This is a genomic window from Streptomyces sp. NPDC002577 (genome assembly GCF_053594815.1).
In genome coordinates, this window is sequence record NZ_JBSFWK010000001.1 from 167,170 (window position 1) to 183,985 (window position 16,816).

20 protein-coding genes are annotated in these 16,816 nt (G+C 71.7%); 15 read left to right on the top strand and 5 right to left on the bottom strand.

The features are described 5' to 3' along the window. Positions 1-78 precede the first annotated feature (78 nt). From ACWD4J_RS00805 to ACWD4J_RS00840, 8 genes are all read left to right on the top strand, one after another. Positions 79-351, top strand: a complete 273-nt coding sequence (locus tag ACWD4J_RS00805) for an SHOCT domain-containing protein (protein WP_451393088.1) — start codon at positions 79-81, stop codon at positions 349-351. Continuing rightward, positions 348-938, top strand: a complete 591-nt coding sequence (locus ACWD4J_RS00810; RefSeq protein ID WP_451393089.1) for a sulfocyanin-like copper-binding protein — start codon at positions 348-350, stop codon at positions 936-938. The genes ACWD4J_RS00805 and ACWD4J_RS00810 overlap by 4 nt, the downstream gene beginning before the upstream one ends. Positions 939-1,153: 215 nt before the next feature. Continuing rightward, a complete protein-coding gene (locus tag ACWD4J_RS00815; protein ID WP_451393090.1) occupies positions 1,154-1,441 on the top strand; it encodes a metal-sensitive transcriptional regulator in 288 nt (95 codons plus the stop codon). 346 nt (positions 1,442-1,787) lie between these two features. After that, positions 1,788-3,146: an MBL fold metallo-hydrolase gene (locus tag ACWD4J_RS00820; protein ID WP_451393091.1), complete on the top strand. Its 1,359-nt coding sequence runs from the start codon at positions 1,788-1,790 to the stop codon at positions 3,144-3,146. Between the two features lie 50 nt (positions 3,147-3,196). Further along, a complete protein-coding gene (locus tag ACWD4J_RS00825; RefSeq protein ID WP_451393092.1) occupies positions 3,197-3,562 on the top strand; it encodes a rhodanese-like domain-containing protein in 366 nt (121 codons plus the stop codon). Next, a complete protein-coding gene (locus ACWD4J_RS00830) occupies positions 3,559-4,302 on the top strand; it encodes a sulfite exporter TauE/SafE family protein (RefSeq protein ID WP_451393093.1) in 744 nt (247 codons plus the stop codon). The genes ACWD4J_RS00825 and ACWD4J_RS00830 overlap by 4 nt, the downstream gene beginning before the upstream one ends. A gap of 175 nt (positions 4,303-4,477) precedes the next feature. Continuing rightward, positions 4,478-5,062: a rhodanese-like domain-containing protein gene (locus ACWD4J_RS00835; protein WP_451393094.1), complete on the top strand. Its 585-nt coding sequence runs from the start codon at positions 4,478-4,480 to the stop codon at positions 5,060-5,062. 77 nt (positions 5,063-5,139) lie between these two features. Continuing rightward, positions 5,140-5,490 (top strand): hypothetical protein, encoded by a 351-nt coding sequence (locus ACWD4J_RS00840; protein WP_451393095.1) that lies wholly within the window; start codon positions 5,140-5,142, stop codon positions 5,488-5,490. On the opposite strand, the gene ACWD4J_RS00845 is transcribed toward ACWD4J_RS00840, so the two are convergent. Genes ACWD4J_RS00845 through ACWD4J_RS00855 form a run of 3 tightly spaced genes read right to left on the bottom strand, consistent with a single transcriptional unit; the run spans position 5,414 to position 6,248 of the window. After that, positions 5,414-5,581 carry a type II toxin-antitoxin system YoeB family toxin gene (locus ACWD4J_RS00845; RefSeq protein ID WP_451393096.1) on the bottom strand — a complete coding sequence of 56 codons (168 nt, stop codon included), beginning with the start codon at positions 5,579-5,581 and terminating at the stop codon, positions 5,414-5,416. The genes ACWD4J_RS00840 and ACWD4J_RS00845 overlap by 77 nt on opposite strands. Continuing rightward, positions 5,578-5,850 (bottom strand): type II toxin-antitoxin system Phd/YefM family antitoxin, encoded by a 273-nt coding sequence (locus tag ACWD4J_RS00850; protein ID WP_451393097.1) that lies wholly within the window; start codon positions 5,848-5,850, stop codon positions 5,578-5,580. The genes ACWD4J_RS00845 and ACWD4J_RS00850 overlap by 4 nt, the downstream gene beginning before the upstream one ends. Positions 5,851-5,894: 44 nt before the next feature. After that, a complete protein-coding gene (locus ACWD4J_RS00855; RefSeq protein WP_451393098.1) occupies positions 5,895-6,248 on the bottom strand; it encodes a MazG-like family protein in 354 nt (117 codons plus the stop codon). Positions 6,249-6,430: 182 nt separating this feature from the next. Between ACWD4J_RS00855 and ACWD4J_RS00860 the strand changes: the two genes are divergently transcribed. The 3 genes from ACWD4J_RS00860 (at position 6,431) to ACWD4J_RS00870 (ending at position 10,235) form a co-directional block, all read left to right on the top strand. After that, the gene (locus ACWD4J_RS00860; RefSeq protein WP_451393099.1) at positions 6,431-7,006 is read left to right on the top strand and encodes a DoxX family membrane protein; all 576 of its coding nucleotides are present in this window, start codon (positions 6,431-6,433) and stop codon (positions 7,004-7,006) included. A gap of 114 nt (positions 7,007-7,120) precedes the next feature. Continuing rightward, positions 7,121-8,209, top strand: coding sequence for an aldo/keto reductase (locus tag ACWD4J_RS00865; RefSeq protein WP_451393100.1), 1,089 nt, complete (start codon positions 7,121-7,123; stop codon positions 8,207-8,209). Between the two features lie 379 nt (positions 8,210-8,588). After that, the gene (locus ACWD4J_RS00870) at positions 8,589-10,235 is read left to right on the top strand and encodes an alkaline phosphatase D family protein (RefSeq protein WP_451393101.1); all 1,647 of its coding nucleotides are present in this window, start codon (positions 8,589-8,591) and stop codon (positions 10,233-10,235) included. A gap of 36 nt (positions 10,236-10,271) precedes the next feature. Here the strand turns inward: ACWD4J_RS00870 and ACWD4J_RS00875 are convergent, their stop codons facing one another. Then, a complete protein-coding gene (locus tag ACWD4J_RS00875) occupies positions 10,272-11,297 on the bottom strand; it encodes a Gfo/Idh/MocA family protein (RefSeq protein ID WP_451393102.1) in 1,026 nt (341 codons plus the stop codon). 92 nt (positions 11,298-11,389) lie between these two features. On the opposite strand from ACWD4J_RS00875, the gene ACWD4J_RS00880 reads away from it, so the two are divergent. The 3 genes from ACWD4J_RS00880 to ACWD4J_RS00890 are packed head-to-tail and all read left to right on the top strand — an operon-like array spanning position 11,390 to position 15,056. Continuing rightward, positions 11,390-12,871, top strand: a complete 1,482-nt coding sequence (locus tag ACWD4J_RS00880; RefSeq protein ID WP_451393103.1) for a multidrug effflux MFS transporter — start codon at positions 11,390-11,392, stop codon at positions 12,869-12,871. A gap of 56 nt (positions 12,872-12,927) precedes the next feature. After that, entirely contained in the window at positions 12,928-14,052 is a 1,125-nt protein-coding gene (locus ACWD4J_RS00885) for a serine hydrolase domain-containing protein (RefSeq protein ID WP_451393104.1), read from the top strand. Continuing rightward, a complete protein-coding gene (locus tag ACWD4J_RS00890) occupies positions 14,049-15,056 on the top strand; it encodes a small ribosomal subunit Rsm22 family protein (RefSeq protein WP_451393105.1) in 1,008 nt (335 codons plus the stop codon). Before ACWD4J_RS00885 ends, ACWD4J_RS00890 begins: the two co-directional genes overlap by 4 nt. 18 nt (positions 15,057-15,074) lie before the next feature. On the opposite strand, the gene ACWD4J_RS00895 is transcribed toward ACWD4J_RS00890, so the two are convergent. After that, positions 15,075-15,905 carry a glycerophosphodiester phosphodiesterase gene (locus tag ACWD4J_RS00895; protein WP_451393106.1) on the bottom strand — a complete coding sequence of 277 codons (831 nt, stop codon included), beginning with the start codon at positions 15,903-15,905 and terminating at the stop codon, positions 15,075-15,077. Between the two features lie 150 nt (positions 15,906-16,055). Here ACWD4J_RS00895 and ACWD4J_RS00900 point away from each other — a divergent pair, with 150 nt between their 5' ends. Next, on the top strand, positions 16,056-16,784 hold the full coding sequence (locus ACWD4J_RS00900; RefSeq protein ID WP_451393107.1) for a bifunctional DNA primase/polymerase: 729 nt from the start codon (positions 16,056-16,058) through the stop codon (positions 16,782-16,784). The last annotated feature ends 32 nt before the right edge of the window (positions 16,785-16,816 follow it).

Here is a 16,816-nt window from a genome sequence, read left to right on the forward strand (position 1 = left end):
GGCCGCTGCGTGGCCTGCGCGACGGCCGTTGCGGGCGCACGCTGGAAGAGGGATATATGCGCCCGGAGAGTGATCGTCATGATGTGGTACGGCGGCGGCTGGGGCGGCTGGATCGTGATGGCCGTGATCATGGTGTTCTTCTGGGCGCTGGTGATCGCCGGGATCGTCGCGCTCGTCCACTACGTCACCAGCGCCCGCCGCAGCCATCAGTCCGTTCAGCCTTCCTCCCCCGGTGAGCCGTGGTCGGGGAGTAGACGAGCCGAGGACGTGCTCGCCGAGCGGTTCGCCCGCGGGGAGATCGACGAAGACGAATACAAACGACGGCTGGCGCTGTTGCGGGAGTACCGGTGAACGTGGACCGTCGGCGCGGGGTGTGGCTGGCCATTGCCGCGGCGGTCACCGCCCTTGTGCTGGGCATCTCGACCACTGCGTTGCTGGCTGCCACCGGCGCCTTCCGCAGTGCGGCCCCTGCGGCCTGGCGGGCGCCAGGTGCGTCCTGCGGCGCGCCTGCGTTGCCGGGCCACGCGGTGGACGTGACGGCAGGCGACATGGGTCCGGGCATGATGAGCGGCGGTCCTGGCGGGTACGGCATGCACATGATGCGCCTGGTGCTCCATCCGGCCGCCGTCCCCACCGGTGTGATCTCGCTTCGGGTATTCAACGCCGGCGCACTCACTCACGAAGTGGTGGTACTCCCACTGCCGCCGGGCCGAGGTGCCGGGGAGCGCGTCACCGGTCCTGACGGGAAGGTCAACGAGGCGGGCAGCCTGGGTGAGGCGTCCCGCAGCTGTGCGGCGGGCGCCGGTGACGGCATCACCTCCGGCGCGATGTCCTGGACCACGCTGACCCTGCCTCCCGGGCGCTACGAGCTGGTGTGCAACTTCCCCGGCCACTACCTCGCCGGGATGTTCGCCGAACTCGACGTCACCAGCCGGTAGCAGGCTCGGCGCCGAGGGCCGCCCTCAGGTGGAGGAGCTGATCGGCAAGATCCGGTCCGTCGACATGGACGCGCTACGGCGCGAGGTCGCCGCCGCGGACACCGCCGGCGGCGAATGAGCGCGGGTCGGCGACCTTCGGCGATCCCGTTCCGTACCGGGACGTTTCCTAGTACCCCTAGGGGTATTATTCGGGGGTATTTCGTCAAGGAGTAATCGTGGAACTGGAGCTTGAGGGTGCGGACCTGAAGGCCGTGCTGAACCGGCTGCGTCGTGCGCAGGGCCAGATCTCCGGTGTCATCAGGATGATCGAGGAAGGCCGCGACTGCGAGGACGTCGTCACGCAGCTCGCCGCCGCGTCCCGCGCCCTGGACCGCGCCGGTTTCGCCATCATCTCGACGGGTCTGCAGCAGTGCGTGATGGACATCGATGCCGGCCGGAAGAACGGTGAGGACGCCGAGCAGATCCGTGCTCGCCTGGAAAGGCTTTTCCTGTCGCTGGCGTGAGAAGCGGTGCGACCCTGTCGCCTGGCGGTGGAGGCACCCGATTCGGTCCTGCATGCCCGCGGCGGCCTCGCCGCCCGCCGGCCTCGCCCATGACGTGCCCCGGACGCCCGCCGGCTTGAGGCCGCGCCCGTAAGGCGGCCCCGGCCGCACGTCTCTCCCGTCCGCCTCCGTCCGCGCAATGCCGGGCGCCACAGGCTCACGGCCGGGATCACGGTTCTCGGGATCCGACGGCCATGGTCATGAGCGCGCGAGGGGCGACAGCAATCACAGAAATACCCCCTGGGGTATTCGTGTTACAGTCGCATGTATACCCGGGGGGGTAATTTCGAGGAAGGGAGCATCCTCCGTGTTCTTCATCGACACCATCGAGCTCGAGGGCCTCGGCAACCGTCACTACCTGGCAGGCGGCAAGGAGACGGCCGTGGCCGTGGACCCGCCGCGCGACTTCGACCAGGTCCTGGCGGCGGCGGCCCGGCGCGGTGTGCGGATCACGCATGTGGTCGAGACGCACATCCACAACGACTACGTCACCGGTGGTCTGGAGCTGGCCCGGGTGGCGGGTGCCGCCTACCTGGTGCCGGCCGGAGCGCATGTGTCGTTCGCGCGGGTGCCGGTGGCCGACGGTGACACCGTGACGATCGATGACGGGCTGGAGCTGCGGGCCGTTGCCACTCCGGGGCACACCCCGCACCACACCTCCTACGTGCTGCAGGAGCAGGGCAAGCCGGTGGCCGCGTTCACCGGCGGTTCGCTGCTGATCGGCACGGTGGGCCGCCCGGACCTGGTGGAGCCCCGCCTGACCGAGGAGCTGGCCCGCGCCCAGCACGCTTCCGCCCACCGCCTGGCGGCTCAGCTGCCGGACGAGACGTCCGTCCTGCCCACGCACGGCTTCGGCAGCTTCTGCTCCTCCGCGCAGGCCGAGGGGGACGCCACCACCATCGGCAAGGAGAAGAGCGTCAATGCGGCGCTGACCACGGACGTGGACTCCTTCGTCGCCCGGCTGCTGGCCGAGCTCGACGACGTGCCCGCCTACTACGCGCACATGGGCCCGGCCAACGCGGGCGGTCCCGCCCCGGTGGACCTGACGCCCCCCGCCGTCGCGGACGCCGGCGAGATCGCCGCCCGGCTGGCGGCCGGTGAGTGGGTCGTGGACCTGCGCAACCGGGTCGCGTTCGCCGAGGGCCATGTCGCCGGATCGTTCAACTTCGAGGTGGACGGCAAGATCGCCACCTACCTGGCCTGGATGATCCCGTGGGGCAAGCCGGTGACCCTGCTCGCCGAGTCCCCCGAGCAGCTTGCCGCCGCCCAGCGGGAGCTGGTCCGGGTCGGCATCGACCGCCCCGCGGCCGCCGCGACCGGCGCGCCGCAGGAGTGGGTCTCCGAGGGCGGCTCCCTGGCCTCCTTCCCCCGCTCCACGTTCGCCGGCCTGGCCGAGCACGGCAAGGACGGCGTCGTCGTCCTGGACGTACGCCGTGACTCCGAGCGGGCCGCCGGATACATCGAGGGCTCCGTGCACATCCCGGTCCACCAGCTGCACAAGCGGCTCGGCGAGGTCCCGGCGGGCACCGTGTGGGTGCACTGCGCCGGTGGCATGCGTGCCGGAATCGCCGCCTCGCTCCTCGACGCCGCGGGCCGTGACGTCGTGGCCGTGGACGACGGGTTCGGCTCCGCCGCCGACGCCGGACTGACCGTGGTCACCGGCTGAGCAGGCTCTCCGACCTTCCCCCCACCACAAGCAGTACGAGAGGTTGTGTGATGTTCCTCTTCCATGGCGGTGAAGACCGCGTCACCGTCGACGAGGCCCACCGGCGCACCCAGGGCGGCGACGCCCCGGCCGTCCTGCTGGACGTACGGGAGCAGGGCGAGTGGGATGCCGGGCACGCGCCCGGCGCCGTATTCGCACCGCTGTCCGGCCTTTCGCTGGGAGCGGCCCTGCCCGAGGCGGCCCAGGGCCGGCCCCTGGTGGTGATCTGCCGCAGCGGCAACCGCTCCCAGCGCGCCGCCAAGCTGCTGGCCGAATGCGGCGCCGAGGCGGTGGACGTCAAGGGCGGCATGAAGGAGTGGGCCGCCGCCGGTCACCCGGTCGTCGACGAACGCGGGAACAACGGCTCCATAGCATGACCGCTCTGATCCTCGCGCTCGTCGCCGGTGCCGTCGTCGGCCTGGCCCTCGGCGGCCTCGGTGGTGGCGGCAGCGTCCTGGCGGTGCCCGCTCTGATCTACCTGCTCGGCTTCACCCCGGCACAGGCGACCACGGCCAGCCTGATCATCGTCACCCTGACGTCGATCACGGCGCTCGCCGGACACACCCGGGACAGCAATGTGGCCTGGGGGACGGGGCTGCTGTTCGCAGCGGCGGGCATCATTCCCGCGATGCTCGCCGGGGCCGCCGCCGGCCACCTGCCCCAGGCGGTGCTGACCGTCGCCTTCGCCGTCATCGCGGCGCTCGCGGCCCTGCGCATGCTGCGGCCCGCGCGCGCCGAGACCACCGGCGAGGTGCACCCCGGCAAGGCCGGCGCGGCCGGCGCCGGGCTCGGCGCGGTGACCGGGTTCCTGGGCGTGGGCGGCGGCTTCCTCGCCGTGCCGGCCCTCGTGAGTGTGCTGAGCCTGCCCATGCGCCGCGCCGTCGGCACCAGCCTGCTGGTCATCACGATCAACTCGCTGGCCGCGCTCGCCGCCCGGGCCGGCACCGGGACCCACCTGGACTGGGCGGTCATCGCACCGTTCACCGCGGCGGCGATCCTGGGCGCCTGGGACGGCAAACGACAGTCGAAGAAGCTCAAGGGCAACACCCTGCAGCGCATCTTCGCCTACGTGCTGCTCGCGGTCGCCGCCCTCATGCTCGTCGACGCCCTCGTCTGACGCCCCGGGCGCCGGACCGCGCCGGGGCCGCGATCATCGCCGCCTACTGCGGTTCCGCACCCGCGGGACCAAGCTCCGCGACCACTCCTCACCAACACCCCACGGGGAATCCCCCCGTGGGAGCCATGGACTCCCCCTATCGGGGCCGTACCGACACACAAGGATGACACCCACCATGACCACTCCCACCTCCCTCGACCCCCGTCAGGCCCGCACCCGCCTGAACGAGCTGACCGTCATCGACGTCCGCACCCCCGGCGAGTACGCCGGCGGCCACATCCCCGGCGCCCTCAACATCCCCCTCGACCAGCTCGACCGGGCGATGTCCGACATCCGCAACGCCGCCCAGCGCGGTGAGATCCTCGTCGTGTGCGCTTCCGGCGCCCGCTCCGAGAACGCCTGCCGGCAGCTCGCCGAGAACGGCATCCACGCCGCCACCCTCGCCGGCGGCACCGGCGCCTGGGCCGCCCAGGGCAACGACCTCGACCGCCCCCAGGGCAGCGCCTGCAGCACCAAGGCCACGTGGGGCATGGAACGCCAGGTCCGCCTCACCGCCGGGAGTGTCGTCCTGCTCGGCCTGCTCCTGGGCCTGGTCGTCCACCCCGCCTTCCAGCTGCTGTCCGCCGGTATCGCTGCCGGCCTGGTCTTCTCCGCCGTGACCAACACCTGCGGTATGGCGGCCATGCTCGCCAAGCTTCCTTACAACCGGCCCCGCCAGGCCGACCTGGACGCCACGCTGGCCCGCCTGCGCAACAGCTGACCCATGACCGCGGCTGACGCAGACGCAACCGGGCGGGCGGACGCCACCCGCCTGGAGACTCCGCAAGGAAGACACAAATGACCACGACCACCACCGGTTCGCTGCCCGCCGTCCGTCTCGGACTGCGGGAGAACTGGCTGCAGTTCACGCTGCTCGTCGTCGTCAACGTCTGCGTCGGCGCTCTCGTCGGCCTGGAGCGCACGACCGTGCCGCTCATCGGCACTGATGTCTTCGGCCTGACCAGCGACCTCGCGGTCTTCTCGTTCATCATCGCCTTCGGCCTCACCAAGGCCCTGACCAACCTCGCCGCCGGAGCGCTGACCGCCCGCTTCCGCCGCAGGCAACTCCTTGTCACCGGCTGGCTGATCGGCATCCCCGTCCCGTTCGCCCTCGCCTGGGCACCGTCCTGCGCTGGATCTCGCCGATGAGGCGGACGATACGGCGCACCATCTTGCGGTCGGTCGCCGGCCAGTGCTGAAAGTCGTCCCAGGCGCCTGGGGCGAAGTTGCCGTCCCTCACTCCTCGCCCGCCAGCTCCTGGAGCTCTTCCAGGGTCTTGGCGACTCCTGACCGGCCCGCACGGTCGCGGGCGACAGCTTCCATGAGGCGGCGCGCGTTGGCGGGTGAGCGCAGGAGGTAGATGGTCTTCTGCCAGGCGTCGTCATCCTCTGCGGACATGAGGACGGCGTCGCCGTTCTTGGAGTGGATGCGCACGGGGGCGTGGTCGTCGTTGACCTTCTTGATCAGGGGAAAGAGTTCCTTGCGCGCCTCGCTGGCGGTGAGGCCCATGGCATGTGTCCTCTCTCGGGCTGGTGCTGAACACCCTCGCGGTGTCACTGCGTGCGTGAGCGGGCCGTGACGCGGTCGAGGTGGGCCGCGAAGACCTTCTGTGCGTCCGGGGTCATCGTCCGCAAGGTCACCAGGGCCGTGATGACGACGTCGCAGAGTTCGGACTGGACGTCGTCCCAGGTGTGCGTCACGCCCTTGCGCGGGTTCTGGCCGATGGCGCCGATGACGGCCTGGGCCGTCTCGCCGACCTCCTCCGAGAGTTTGAGCATCCGCAGCAGGAGGGTCTCCCGCGGGGTCTGCCGGTTGTGGCCGTCGAGCCAGGCGTGCAGTGCGTCAACGGATTCCCACAGGGGTGCCAGGGCTGCGCCGGGCGCCACGGGTGCTTCGCGATGGTCCATGGGGGCACCCTGTCATGCCCCCGGCCTCGACTGCTCCCACTCGAACGGCCGTATGCGCCGGGTGCCCCGCCCGGTGCGATGCGACGGTGGAGTGGGCATTGGCGAGCCCGGGGCCCGTACGCCCCAGGCGGCACGTCGCATGCGGTACGCCCCCATACGACCACACGCTCCGAGGAGATGCCGTGACCTGTATCGACCGACGTGACCTGGGCCTTCTGCTGCTGCGCCTCGGAACCGGAGGGGTGCTCGCCGCCCACGGCGCCCAGAAGCTCTTCGGCTGGTTCGGCGGCGGTGGGATCGAGGGCACCGGTGCCTTCATGGAGTCCGTCGGCTACAAGCCGGGCAAGGCGAGCGCCATGGCCGCCGGGCTCGTCGAGACGGGCGGCGGCGCGCTGCTCGCCCTCGGTCTCGCGACGCCCGCGGCGGGGGCGGCCGCGGCCGGCGGGATGGCGGGGGCGGCCGCCGTGACCGCGCCCAGCGGTTTCTTCGCCCAGAGCGGCGGATATGAGTACGCGGCGTTCCTCGGGCTCGTCCCGGCCTGCCTTGCCATCACCGGTCCGGGCCGGCTCTCCCTCGACCACCTTCTCGGCCACATCGTCAACCGCAACTGGATGGTCCCCGTGGCGTTCGCGGCCACCGCCATCGGCACGATGGGCGTGATCAAGGCACGCAACAGGAACCTGCGGTTGGCCCAGGCGACGCCCTCCGAGCAGGAGGTGAAGGAGGGGCCGTTCGGCGGGGAGGCCCAGGGGGCCTGAGCGCCCGAGTGTCCACGAGGGACCGAGGGGATGAGGGGATGAGGACCTCAAGGACGATTGGTCCCCTCGGGAGGATTGCCTTCGTGTGCGCTCCAGCTCCTAGCCTTCACAGGCATGGAGACGAGCAACGCGACAACCACGCCGACGGCCGACAACACGGCGACTGACAGCGCGACGACGGGCGCCGGTACGCGCACCACCCCGTACACAAGGCCCCTCGGCCGCAGCGGAATCGAGGTGAGCGCCCTCGGGTTCGGCTGCTGGGCCATCGGCGGCGAGTGGCAGGACGCCGACGGGAGCCCGCTCGGCTGGGGCAAGGTCGACGACGAGGAGTCGGTGCGCGCCGTCCACCGCGCGCTGGACCTCGGCGTGACCTTCTTCGACACCGCCGACGTCTACGGGGCCGGGCACAGCGAGCGGGTCCTGGGACGGGCCCTCGGCAAGCACAGGGCCGATGTCGTGGTGGCCACCAAGTGGGGCAACGTCTTCGACGAGGACGGCAAGGTCCTCACGGGCAGTGACGATTCGCCTGCGTACGTACGGCGTGCGCTGACCGCCTCGCTCGCCCGCCTCGGCACCGACTACGTGGACCTCTACCAGCTGCATCTGTCCGACGCGGACCCCGAGCGGGCCGCTCTCCTGCGGGACGCCTGCGAGGATTTCGTACGCGAGGGGCTCATCCGCGCGTACGCATGGAGCACCGACGACCCGGCGCGCGCGGCCGTCTTCGCCGAGGGGCCGCACTGCGCGGCAGTCCAGCACCGCTGCAACGTCCTTCAGGACGCGCCCGAACTGCTCGCCCTGTGCGAGGAGTCGGGCCTCGCGAGCATCAACCGCAGCCCGCTCGCGATGGGGTTGCTGACCGGGAAGTACGTGCCGGAGAGCACGCTCGCCACCGGCGACATCCGCAGTGCGCCGCCCGCCTGGCTGCCCGGGTTCGCGGCGGGTGGCGGCGCCGACCCCGAGTGGCTGGCGCGTGTCGAGGCCGTACGGTCCGTCCTCACGAGCCGCGGGCGCACACTCGCTCAAGGCGCGCTGGCCTGGCTGTGGGCGCGCAGCCCGCAGACGGTGCCGATCCCCGGCTTCCGGACGGTTGCGCAGGCCGAGGAGAACGCGGGGGCGCTCGCCTACGGGCCGCTGGCCGATGAGGATTTGGCGGAGATCGAAAGCGTGCTCGGGGCTCAGCGGCCCACGAAGGGGTGAAGCAGGGCAACCGCTCCGCGGCCCAGGTCGTTCCCGCGGTCCCAATCGCGGGACCCCCCTTGGGCGCCTGTCAGCCGCGGAGCGGTTGTCCACCCCCCTCGATGTGGTCCTGTGCGCCTCACCTGTGGCGCGCGGTCAACATGTGGTTCAAGTGTGAAGGTCTGGTGGAGAGGAGTTGAGCATAGGAGAGTTACCTGGCCCAAAGGGGCGGTAGTCCGTAGTCCGTTTGTGCAGATTCTTTATGGACGTGCGAACTCGGGCGTGAGTGGCGGTCGTTCGGAACTCATCCGTCCGCCACTTTTTTGTTGTGTACGTGACAGGCAACCGTCGTCCCCCGCACATTCAATGCCCCTGACAACAACCGTCAGGGGAGGGTCAGATGACACCCGCACGTCCGACGCCACCTTCGCAGCACGCCCCCGAAGTCCGCGCCGCCGCCCGCCACATCGGCCGCCGACGCTTCCTCACCGTCACCGGCGCCGCCGCCGCGCTCGCCTTCGCCACCAACCTGCCCGCCTCGGGCGCCGCGAGCGCCGCCGAGCTCGACGCCGCCCGGATCACCGAGAACCCCTTCACGCTCGGCGTCGCCTCCGGCGACCCGCGGCCGGACTCCGTGCTGTTGTGGACGCGTCTGGCCCCCGCGCCGTTCCAGGCCGACAGCGGTCTGCCGCAGGAGCGCATAACGATCCACTGGGAACTGGCCCATGACGAGAAGTTCCGGCGCATCGTCAGACGTGGCACCGCCACCGCGCACCCGGAGTTCCACCACACGGTCCATGTCGAGGTGAACCACCTCGATGCCGACCGCGTCCTCTACTACCGGTTCAAGGTGGGCAGCTGGATCAGCGAGACGGGCCGCACCCGCACCGCGCCCGAGCCCGGCAGCCGCACGTCCGCGCTGAAGTTCGGCCTGGTCTCCTGCCAGCGCTACGACCAGGGCTACTACACGGCCTACCAGCACCTGGCGCAGGAAGACGTCGACATGGTCTTCCATCTCGGCGACTACCTGTACGAGTACGCCGTCAACTCGGCCGGCGGAGCGCGCGCCTACGCCGCCGGCACCCTGCCCGACCTGTTCAACCACGAGACGGTGACGCTGGAGGACTACCGCCTGCGGTACGCCCTCTACAAGTCCGACCCCGACCTGCTGGCCGCGCACGCCGCCCACCCCTTCGTCGTCACCTGGGACGACCACGAGACCGAGAACAACTACGCGGGCGACACCCCCGAGAACTCCGTACCGCCGGAGGAGTTCCTGCTGCGCCGGGCCGCCGCCTACCGCGCGTACTGGGAGAACCAGCCGCTGCGCCGCCCGGAGCAGCCCGAGGGCTCGGACATGCAGCTCTACCGCAGGCTCCACTGGGGCAGGCTCGCGCAGTTCGACATCCTCGACACCCGCCAGTACCGCTCCGACCAGGCATACGGGGACGGTTGGCAGTACTCGGGGCCGGAGTCCGAGGACCCCTCGCGCACGCTGACCGGCGAGACCCAGGAGCGGTGGCTGCTGGACGGCTGGCAGAGGTCGCGGGCGCTGTGGAACGTCGTACCGCAGCAGGTCACCTTCTCCCAGCGGTACAACTCCACGACGCTGCCGTCCAAGGTGTCGATGGACTCCTGGGACGGTTACCCGGCCTCGCGCGAGCGCGTCCTCGCGGGTGCCGAGGCGGCCGGTATCGAGAACCTCATGATCCTCACCGGTGATGTGCACGTCCACTACGGCTTCGACATCAAGCGGGACTTCGGCGACCCGTCGTCGAAGACCCTCGGCACGGAGATCGTGGCGTCGTCGATCAGCAGCGGCGGCAACGGGTCGGGGAAGCCCTCCAACTGGGCCACCTACATGGCGGCCAACCCGCACATGAAGTTCTACAACGGGCTGCGCGGCTACGTGACGGTCGAGTTGGGCGCCGCCGCCGCGCGCGCCGACTTCAAGTCGGTGAGCGCGGTGACGACGCCGGGGGCGCCGGTCGTCACGGCGGGGTCGTTCGTGACGGAGGCGGGGAACCCGGGGCTGCAGCCCGCGTGACGGTGGCTCGCGTGACGGTGGCCCGGAGGCCGGGGCTCAGGCCGGGGTGACCTGAGCCCGCTCCGCCTCCTCGCCGGGGTAGCGGACGCCGATGCGGTCCCGTACCGCGTCGAGCGTCCGCATCACCGCGAGGGAGCCGTCGAGCGGCACCAGCGGGGACTCGGTCTCGCCTGCGCGCAGGCAGCGCATGACCTCCACCGCCTCGTGCTTGAGGCTTGCGACCGTGCCGGCGGCCGGGTCCGCCGCGAACTCCTCCGGGTCGCGGCCGTCGCGGTGCAGCACGAAACGGTCGGGGTGGAAGAAGCCGTACGGGATGTCGATGCGGCCCTTGGAGCCGGTGACCGACGCCATGATGGGGGTGCCCCCGACGATGGAGCAGTGCACCAGAGCGTGAGCACCGCTCTCCCACGAGAGCAGCATTCCCGTCTGGAGATCAACGCCCTCGTCCGAGAGCACCGCTCTCGCCGTGATGTCCGACGGCTCACCCAGCAGCAGCTGCGCGAACGACACCGGATAGACACCCAGATCGAGCAGCGCGCCGCCGCCCTGCGCCGGATCCCGCAGCCGGTGCGACGCGGGGAACGGGCCCGAGAGCCCGAAGTCCGCCTGCACGGTACGCACTTCGCCGATCGCGCCGTCGTCCACCAGCTCCTTGAGCCGCCGTATGAGCGGGTTGCAGTACATCCACATGGCCTCCATCAGGAAGAGGCCGCGCTCCCTGGCCAGGCCCACCAGCTCCTCGGCCTCGTGCACGTTGAGCGTGAACGCCTTCTCGCACAGCACGTTCCGGCCCGCCTCCAGGCACAGGCCCGCCGCCTCGCGGTGCGCCGAGTGCGGTGTCGCCACATAGACGATGTCCACATCCGTGTCCTCGGCCAGGGCGCCCCAACTGCCGTACGACCGCGGGATGCCGAAGCGCTCCGCGAACGCCTTCGCCGAGGCGTCCGTCCGCGAGGCCACCGCGACGACCTCCGCGTCCGGCAGGTCCAGCAGGTCCGCGGTGAACGCGGCCGCGATCCCGCCGGTGGCCAGGATGCCCCACCGCACCGGTTGAGTCGTCACGTGTTTTCCCTCCCTGTTCGCCGTCCGGCGGTCTCGGCCGCCGCGTCGAGCTGAGAGCATATGTGGCGGATTCGAGGACCGGGAGGGGGGCCATGCGCGAGCGCGGCCGAGGGAAGTCAGCAGAGGCAAGGGCGGAGGGCCCCACAGAGGAGGGCCACATAGACAGCCACAACGACGACCACGTAGACAACCACATAGACGTCCATGGAGAGGACGAGGGCCCCACGGCGGGCACGCAACGGGGTTCCGGAGGGGCCGGCGGAGAGGGTGAGGCCGCCGGGCACGTCGCCGCCCGCCGCGCCGGACTCCTCGTCACCCTGGTGCTCGCCGGGCTCACCGCCCTGCCGCCGCTGTCCATGGACATGTACCTCCCGGCGCTGCCGGAGGTCACCGACGTGCTCCACGCCCCCGCGGCGACCGTGCAGCTGACGCTGACCGCCTGCCTCGCGGGCATGGCGCTCGGTCAGCTCGTCGTCGGGCCCATGAGCGACAAATGGGGCCGCAGGCGCCCGCTCATCGCCGGGATGCTCGTCTACATCGTCGCCACCGCCGTGTGCGCCTTCGCGTCCACCGTGGAACTGCTCATCGCGTTCCGGCTGGCCCAGGGCCTTGCGGGCGCAGCGGGCATCGTGATCGCCCGCGCGATCGTCCGCGACCTGTACGACGGCGTGGCGATGGCACGGTTCTTCTCCACCCTCATGCTGATCTCCGGAGTGGCCCCCATCGTCGCCCCGCTCATCGGCGGCCAGGTGCTGCGGATCACCGACTGGCGCGGCGTCTTCGTCGTCCTCACCGTGATCGGCGCCGCCCTCACCGCGCTCGTCTGGCGCGCGCTCCCCGAGACGCTGGCGCCCGCAAACAGGCACGCGGGCGGCACGGCCGAGGCGCTGCGCACCATGCGCGGCCTGCTCGCCGACCGCGTCTTCACCGGCTACATGCTCGCCGGCGGCTTCGCCTTCGCCGCGCTCTTCGCTTACGTGAGCGCCTCGCCGTTCGTGATCCAGGAGATCTACGGGGCGTCCCCGCAGACCTTCAGCCTTCTGTTCGGCATCAACTCGGTCGGTCTGATCGCCACCGGCCAGATCAACGGCAAGGTGCTCGTGGAGCGGGTCAGCCTCGACAAGACCCTCGCCGTCGGCCTCGCCGTCATCACCGCCGCCGCCGTGGCACTGCTGCTCCTGACGACCGGCGTCTTCGGCGACCCGGGACTCGTACCGGTCGCCGCCGCGCTGTTCGTGCTGATGTCCGCGATGGGGCTCGCCCTGCCGAACACCAACGCGCTCGCCCTCATGCGGACCCCGCACGCCGCGGGTTCCGCCTCCGCGCTGATCGGCACGTCCGCCTTCCTCGTCGGCGCGATCGCCTCGCCGCTCGTCGGCATCGCGGGCGAGACCACGGCCGTCCCGATGGCCGTCGTCCAACTGGCCTGCGCACTGGTGGCCGTGGCCTGCTTCGTGGCACTGTGCCGTCCCTGGCAGCCGCGCGCACAGGAGACGAGCCTGCGCGCCGGGAGCGGGACTCAGCAAAGCGGGACCCCGCAGCCGATGGGCGCCCGGGAGGAGGCCGAGCACTGAGCACACCACGACTGCGCACCGGCAATCCGGAGCGCGCCGGGCTCGATCCCGCCGAGATGCGGCGGCTCCTGGCCGAGGTGCGGGCGCTGCCGCTGGGGGAGCCGCCCTGGTGTGCGGGCGTGGTCGTGCTCGCCGGGCGCGGCCCGGTGATCGCCGTCGAGGAGGCGTACGGCTGGGCGCTGCGGTACGCGGCATACGACGCCGAGGCCGACACGGGCGTCGAGCTGCCGCGCGACAGGTGGGTGCCGATGCGCACCGACACCCCGTTCGACCTCGCGTCGCTCACCAAACTGTTCACCGCCGTCGCCGCGGTGCAGCAGCTGGAGCGCGGGACGCTCGGCATCGACGCGCGTGTGGCGGCGTACCTCCCCGAGTTCCGCGCGGCCGCCGAGCACGGCATCACCGTGCGGCAGCTGCTCACCCACACCTCGGGGCTGCGGCCCGAACTCCCGCTGTACGACTGCCCGGACCAGGCGGCACGCCTCGCCGCGCTGCAGACCGAGTCCCCGGTCACCGAGCCCGGCACATACTGCTATTCGGACCTCAACATGTTGCTGCTCCAGCACGTCCTGGAGCGCATCACGCGCAGGCCGCTGGATGTTCTCGTAAGGGACGGGATCACGCGTCCGCTCGGCATGACGGCGACCGGCTTCGGCCCGCGGCCCGGCGCCGCGGCCACCGAGTACCAGCGCAGGCCCTGGGCGAAGGCGGACCGCGGGATGCTGCGGGGCGTCGTGCACGACGAGAACGCCTGGGCGCTCGGCGGTGTCGCGGGCCACGCCGGGCTCTTCTCGACCGCGCGCGATCTGGCGGTGCTCTGCCGGACCCTGCTGGCCGGCGGGTCGTACGGTACGGCGCGCATCCTCGGCCCCGACTTCGTGGAGCTGATGCTGACGGCTCCCGGGCTCGGCTTCGCCATCGACCAGCCGTGGTTCATGGGGGAGCTGGCGGGGCGGGGCGCGGCGGGGCACACCGGGTTCACGGGCACCTCGCTGGTCCTGGACCCGGCGACGGACACGTTCCTGGTGCTGCTGGCCAATACGGTGCATCCCCGGAGGCGGGATGCGGCGGGCGAAGCGAGATGGGGGTCCCCCCGGACGGAGTCTGGGGGACGGCCCCGGGCCGCGGCGGGCACACGGCTCGCCCGTGCCGCCCGGGGCGCCCGTAGAATCGCTGGGTGAACGTCCCCGTTACCCCGTTTTCCCCGGCCGAGACCCTGCGGGCGGCCCTCGCAGGGCTGCTGGACGGCCTGCCGCCGACGCAGGCCGCGCAGGCCGTGGACCGGCTGATCGCCAACTACCGGGGGCGCACTCCCACCGACGCCCCGGTGCTCCGCGACCGCTCGGACGTCGCCGCGTACGCCGCGTACCGGATGCCCGCGACCTTCGAGGCGGTCCGCTCCGCGCTGGACGCGCTCGCGGCGGCCGCGCCCGCCGACTGGGCGCCGGACAGCCATGTGGACGTCGGCGGCGGGACGGGCGCGGCGACCTGGGCCGTGGCCGCGACCTGGGACGGCGAGCGGCCGGTGACGGTGCTGGACTGGGCGGAGCCGGCGCTGGCACTGGGCCGGGAACTGGCCGCGTCCTACGAGCCGTTGAAGTCCGTGGTGTGGCAGCGCTCTCGTATCGGATCGGCGCTCGCGATCGAGAGCACTGATCTCGTCACGGTGTCGTATGTGCTGGGCGAGCTGACCGAGGGCGACCGGCGCGCGGTGGTCGATGCGGCGGCGAGCGCGGCGCGGTCGGCCGTCGTGATCGTCGAGCCCGGCACGCCGGACGGCTACGCGCGCGTGATCGAGGCCCGTGACCGGCTGATCGACGCCGGGTTCCGGATCGCGGCGCCGTGCCCGCACAGCGCCGCGTGTCCCATCGCCCCCGGCACGGACTGGTGCCACTTCTCGGCCCGCGTGAGCCGGTCGTCCCTGCACCGCCAGGTGAAGGGCGGCTCACTGGCGTACGAGGACGAGAAGTTCAGCTACGTGGCGGCGGTGCGGTTCCCGGTTGAGACGGCCCCGGCCCGGGTCGTCCGGCGCCCGCAGATCCGCAAGGGGCAGGTCCTGCTCGAGCTTTGCGAAGCGGACGAGACGCTGCGCCGGGAGACGGTGACGAAGCGGCACGGAGGGCTGTACCGGGCGGCGCGCGATGCCGACTGGGGCGACGCGTGGCCTCCGCCGGCTGCGGACTGAGACGGCAGCCGACAGGGCCTAGCGGGCCGTCGTGCCGGCCCGCGTCAGCAGGGTCGGTGCGTCGGTGATCACGCCGTTGCAGCCGAGTCGCAGTACGCGGTCGCGCTGCTTGCGGGTGTTCACCGTGTGTGCCCACACCCGGGGAATGCCCGAGCGCACGGCCCGTACGAGATCGGAGTCACGCGCCTTGTAGTCGACGTCCAGCACGTCCACGAAGGACGCCCAGCGCTCCGGCCGGTCCGTGCGCATCTGCTTCTTCGAGCGCCACAGCTGGGAGATCAGCCCCAAGCGGTGGGCGCGCAGGGCGACTTCCGGGTGGTTGGAGTTGACCAGCACCGAGCGGGTCAGACCGCGCGCCCGGATCATCCCGGCGAGCGTGTCGAGGCTGTCGGGGTCCTTTGCCTCGAGCGTCAGTACGGTGCGGCCGCCGAGACGGTCGAGCACCTCGGCGACGGTCGGCGGCCGCTCGGCGCGCCAGTGTCCCGGCAGGTCCGGGTCCGGACGCAGCCGGACGTTCTGCCACTGCGCGAGGGTGAGCCCGCGCACCGGGCCCTTCTCGTGTGTCGTGCGGTCCAGGGTCGCGTCGTGCATCGTCACGACGGTGCCGTCGCGCAGCATCCGCGTATCGAAGTCGAGAACCTGGGCCGTCCCCCGGCGGAACGTCGTCATCAGCCCCGACATGCTGTTCTCCGGCACCTCCAGGGCGCCGCCGCGATGTGCGGTGTAGACGACGCGGGGGAGCGCGTCGATCGTCAGGGGACTGCTGCCCCGTTCCAGCGGGGCGAGGCCCGCGACCGTTCCCGCGACGGTCAGCGTCGCCAGGCCGACCAGCACCGTCCTTGTGACCATGGCGACCACCGTAGGTGGATATATGCGCTGAATGTCGGTAATGACACCCGGGGGTTGGCATCGCCCCACGTACCCCTGATGTGGACTGCGGTCACCGGGGCCGCAGGATGGTGGCACCATGGACGGTACGACGGTGAGATGAGGGGATACATGGGCGCAGGGTTCGGCCGCCGGTCCGGCGGGCAGGGCAGGATTTCCCAGTGGCTGCGCGGTCGCCGTCCCAAGGACGCGAGCGACGACGGCGGTCGCGAGGCCCTGTTGCTGGCCGTTGCCGCGGCGGGACTGCCGCTCGCCCCTGCCGCGCACCCCTCGGGGTACGGGTGTTCCTGCGACCGGATCGGCTGTCCGACGCCCGGCCGGCACCCCGTCTCCTTCGCCTGGCAGACCCAGTCCACGACCGACCGCGCACAGATCGAGCGGTGGGCGCGGCATCAGCCGCAGGCCAACTTCATCACCGCGACGGGCATGGTCCACGACGTGCTCGACGTGCCCCGCGAGGCGGGTCTCGAGGCGCTGGAGCGGCTCCTCGCCGACGGGATCGACGTCGGGCCCGTCGCCGAGTCCGGCGGTGACCGCGTGCTCTTCTTCACGGCGACGCGCGGTACGCCCGAGGAAGAGGACGAGTGGTGGCCCTGCGAGCTGGACTGCCACCCCGAGACGATGGACGAGCACCCGGGCCTGCGGTGGCACTGCCGCGGCTCGTACGTCCTGGTCCCGCCGGCCCAGCTGCCCGCCGGGGCGAGCGTGAGCTGGCTGCGCGGGCCTGAGCACGCGCTCCCGGACCCGCTGACGCTGCTCGAGGCCCTCACCGACGCGTGCGCCCGCTTCGCGGGCACCGAGGCGGAACACGAGGCTTCCGCCTGGCCGCTGCGCCGCTGAGCGCTCGCCGGGGTTCGCGACGAGCTACGGCG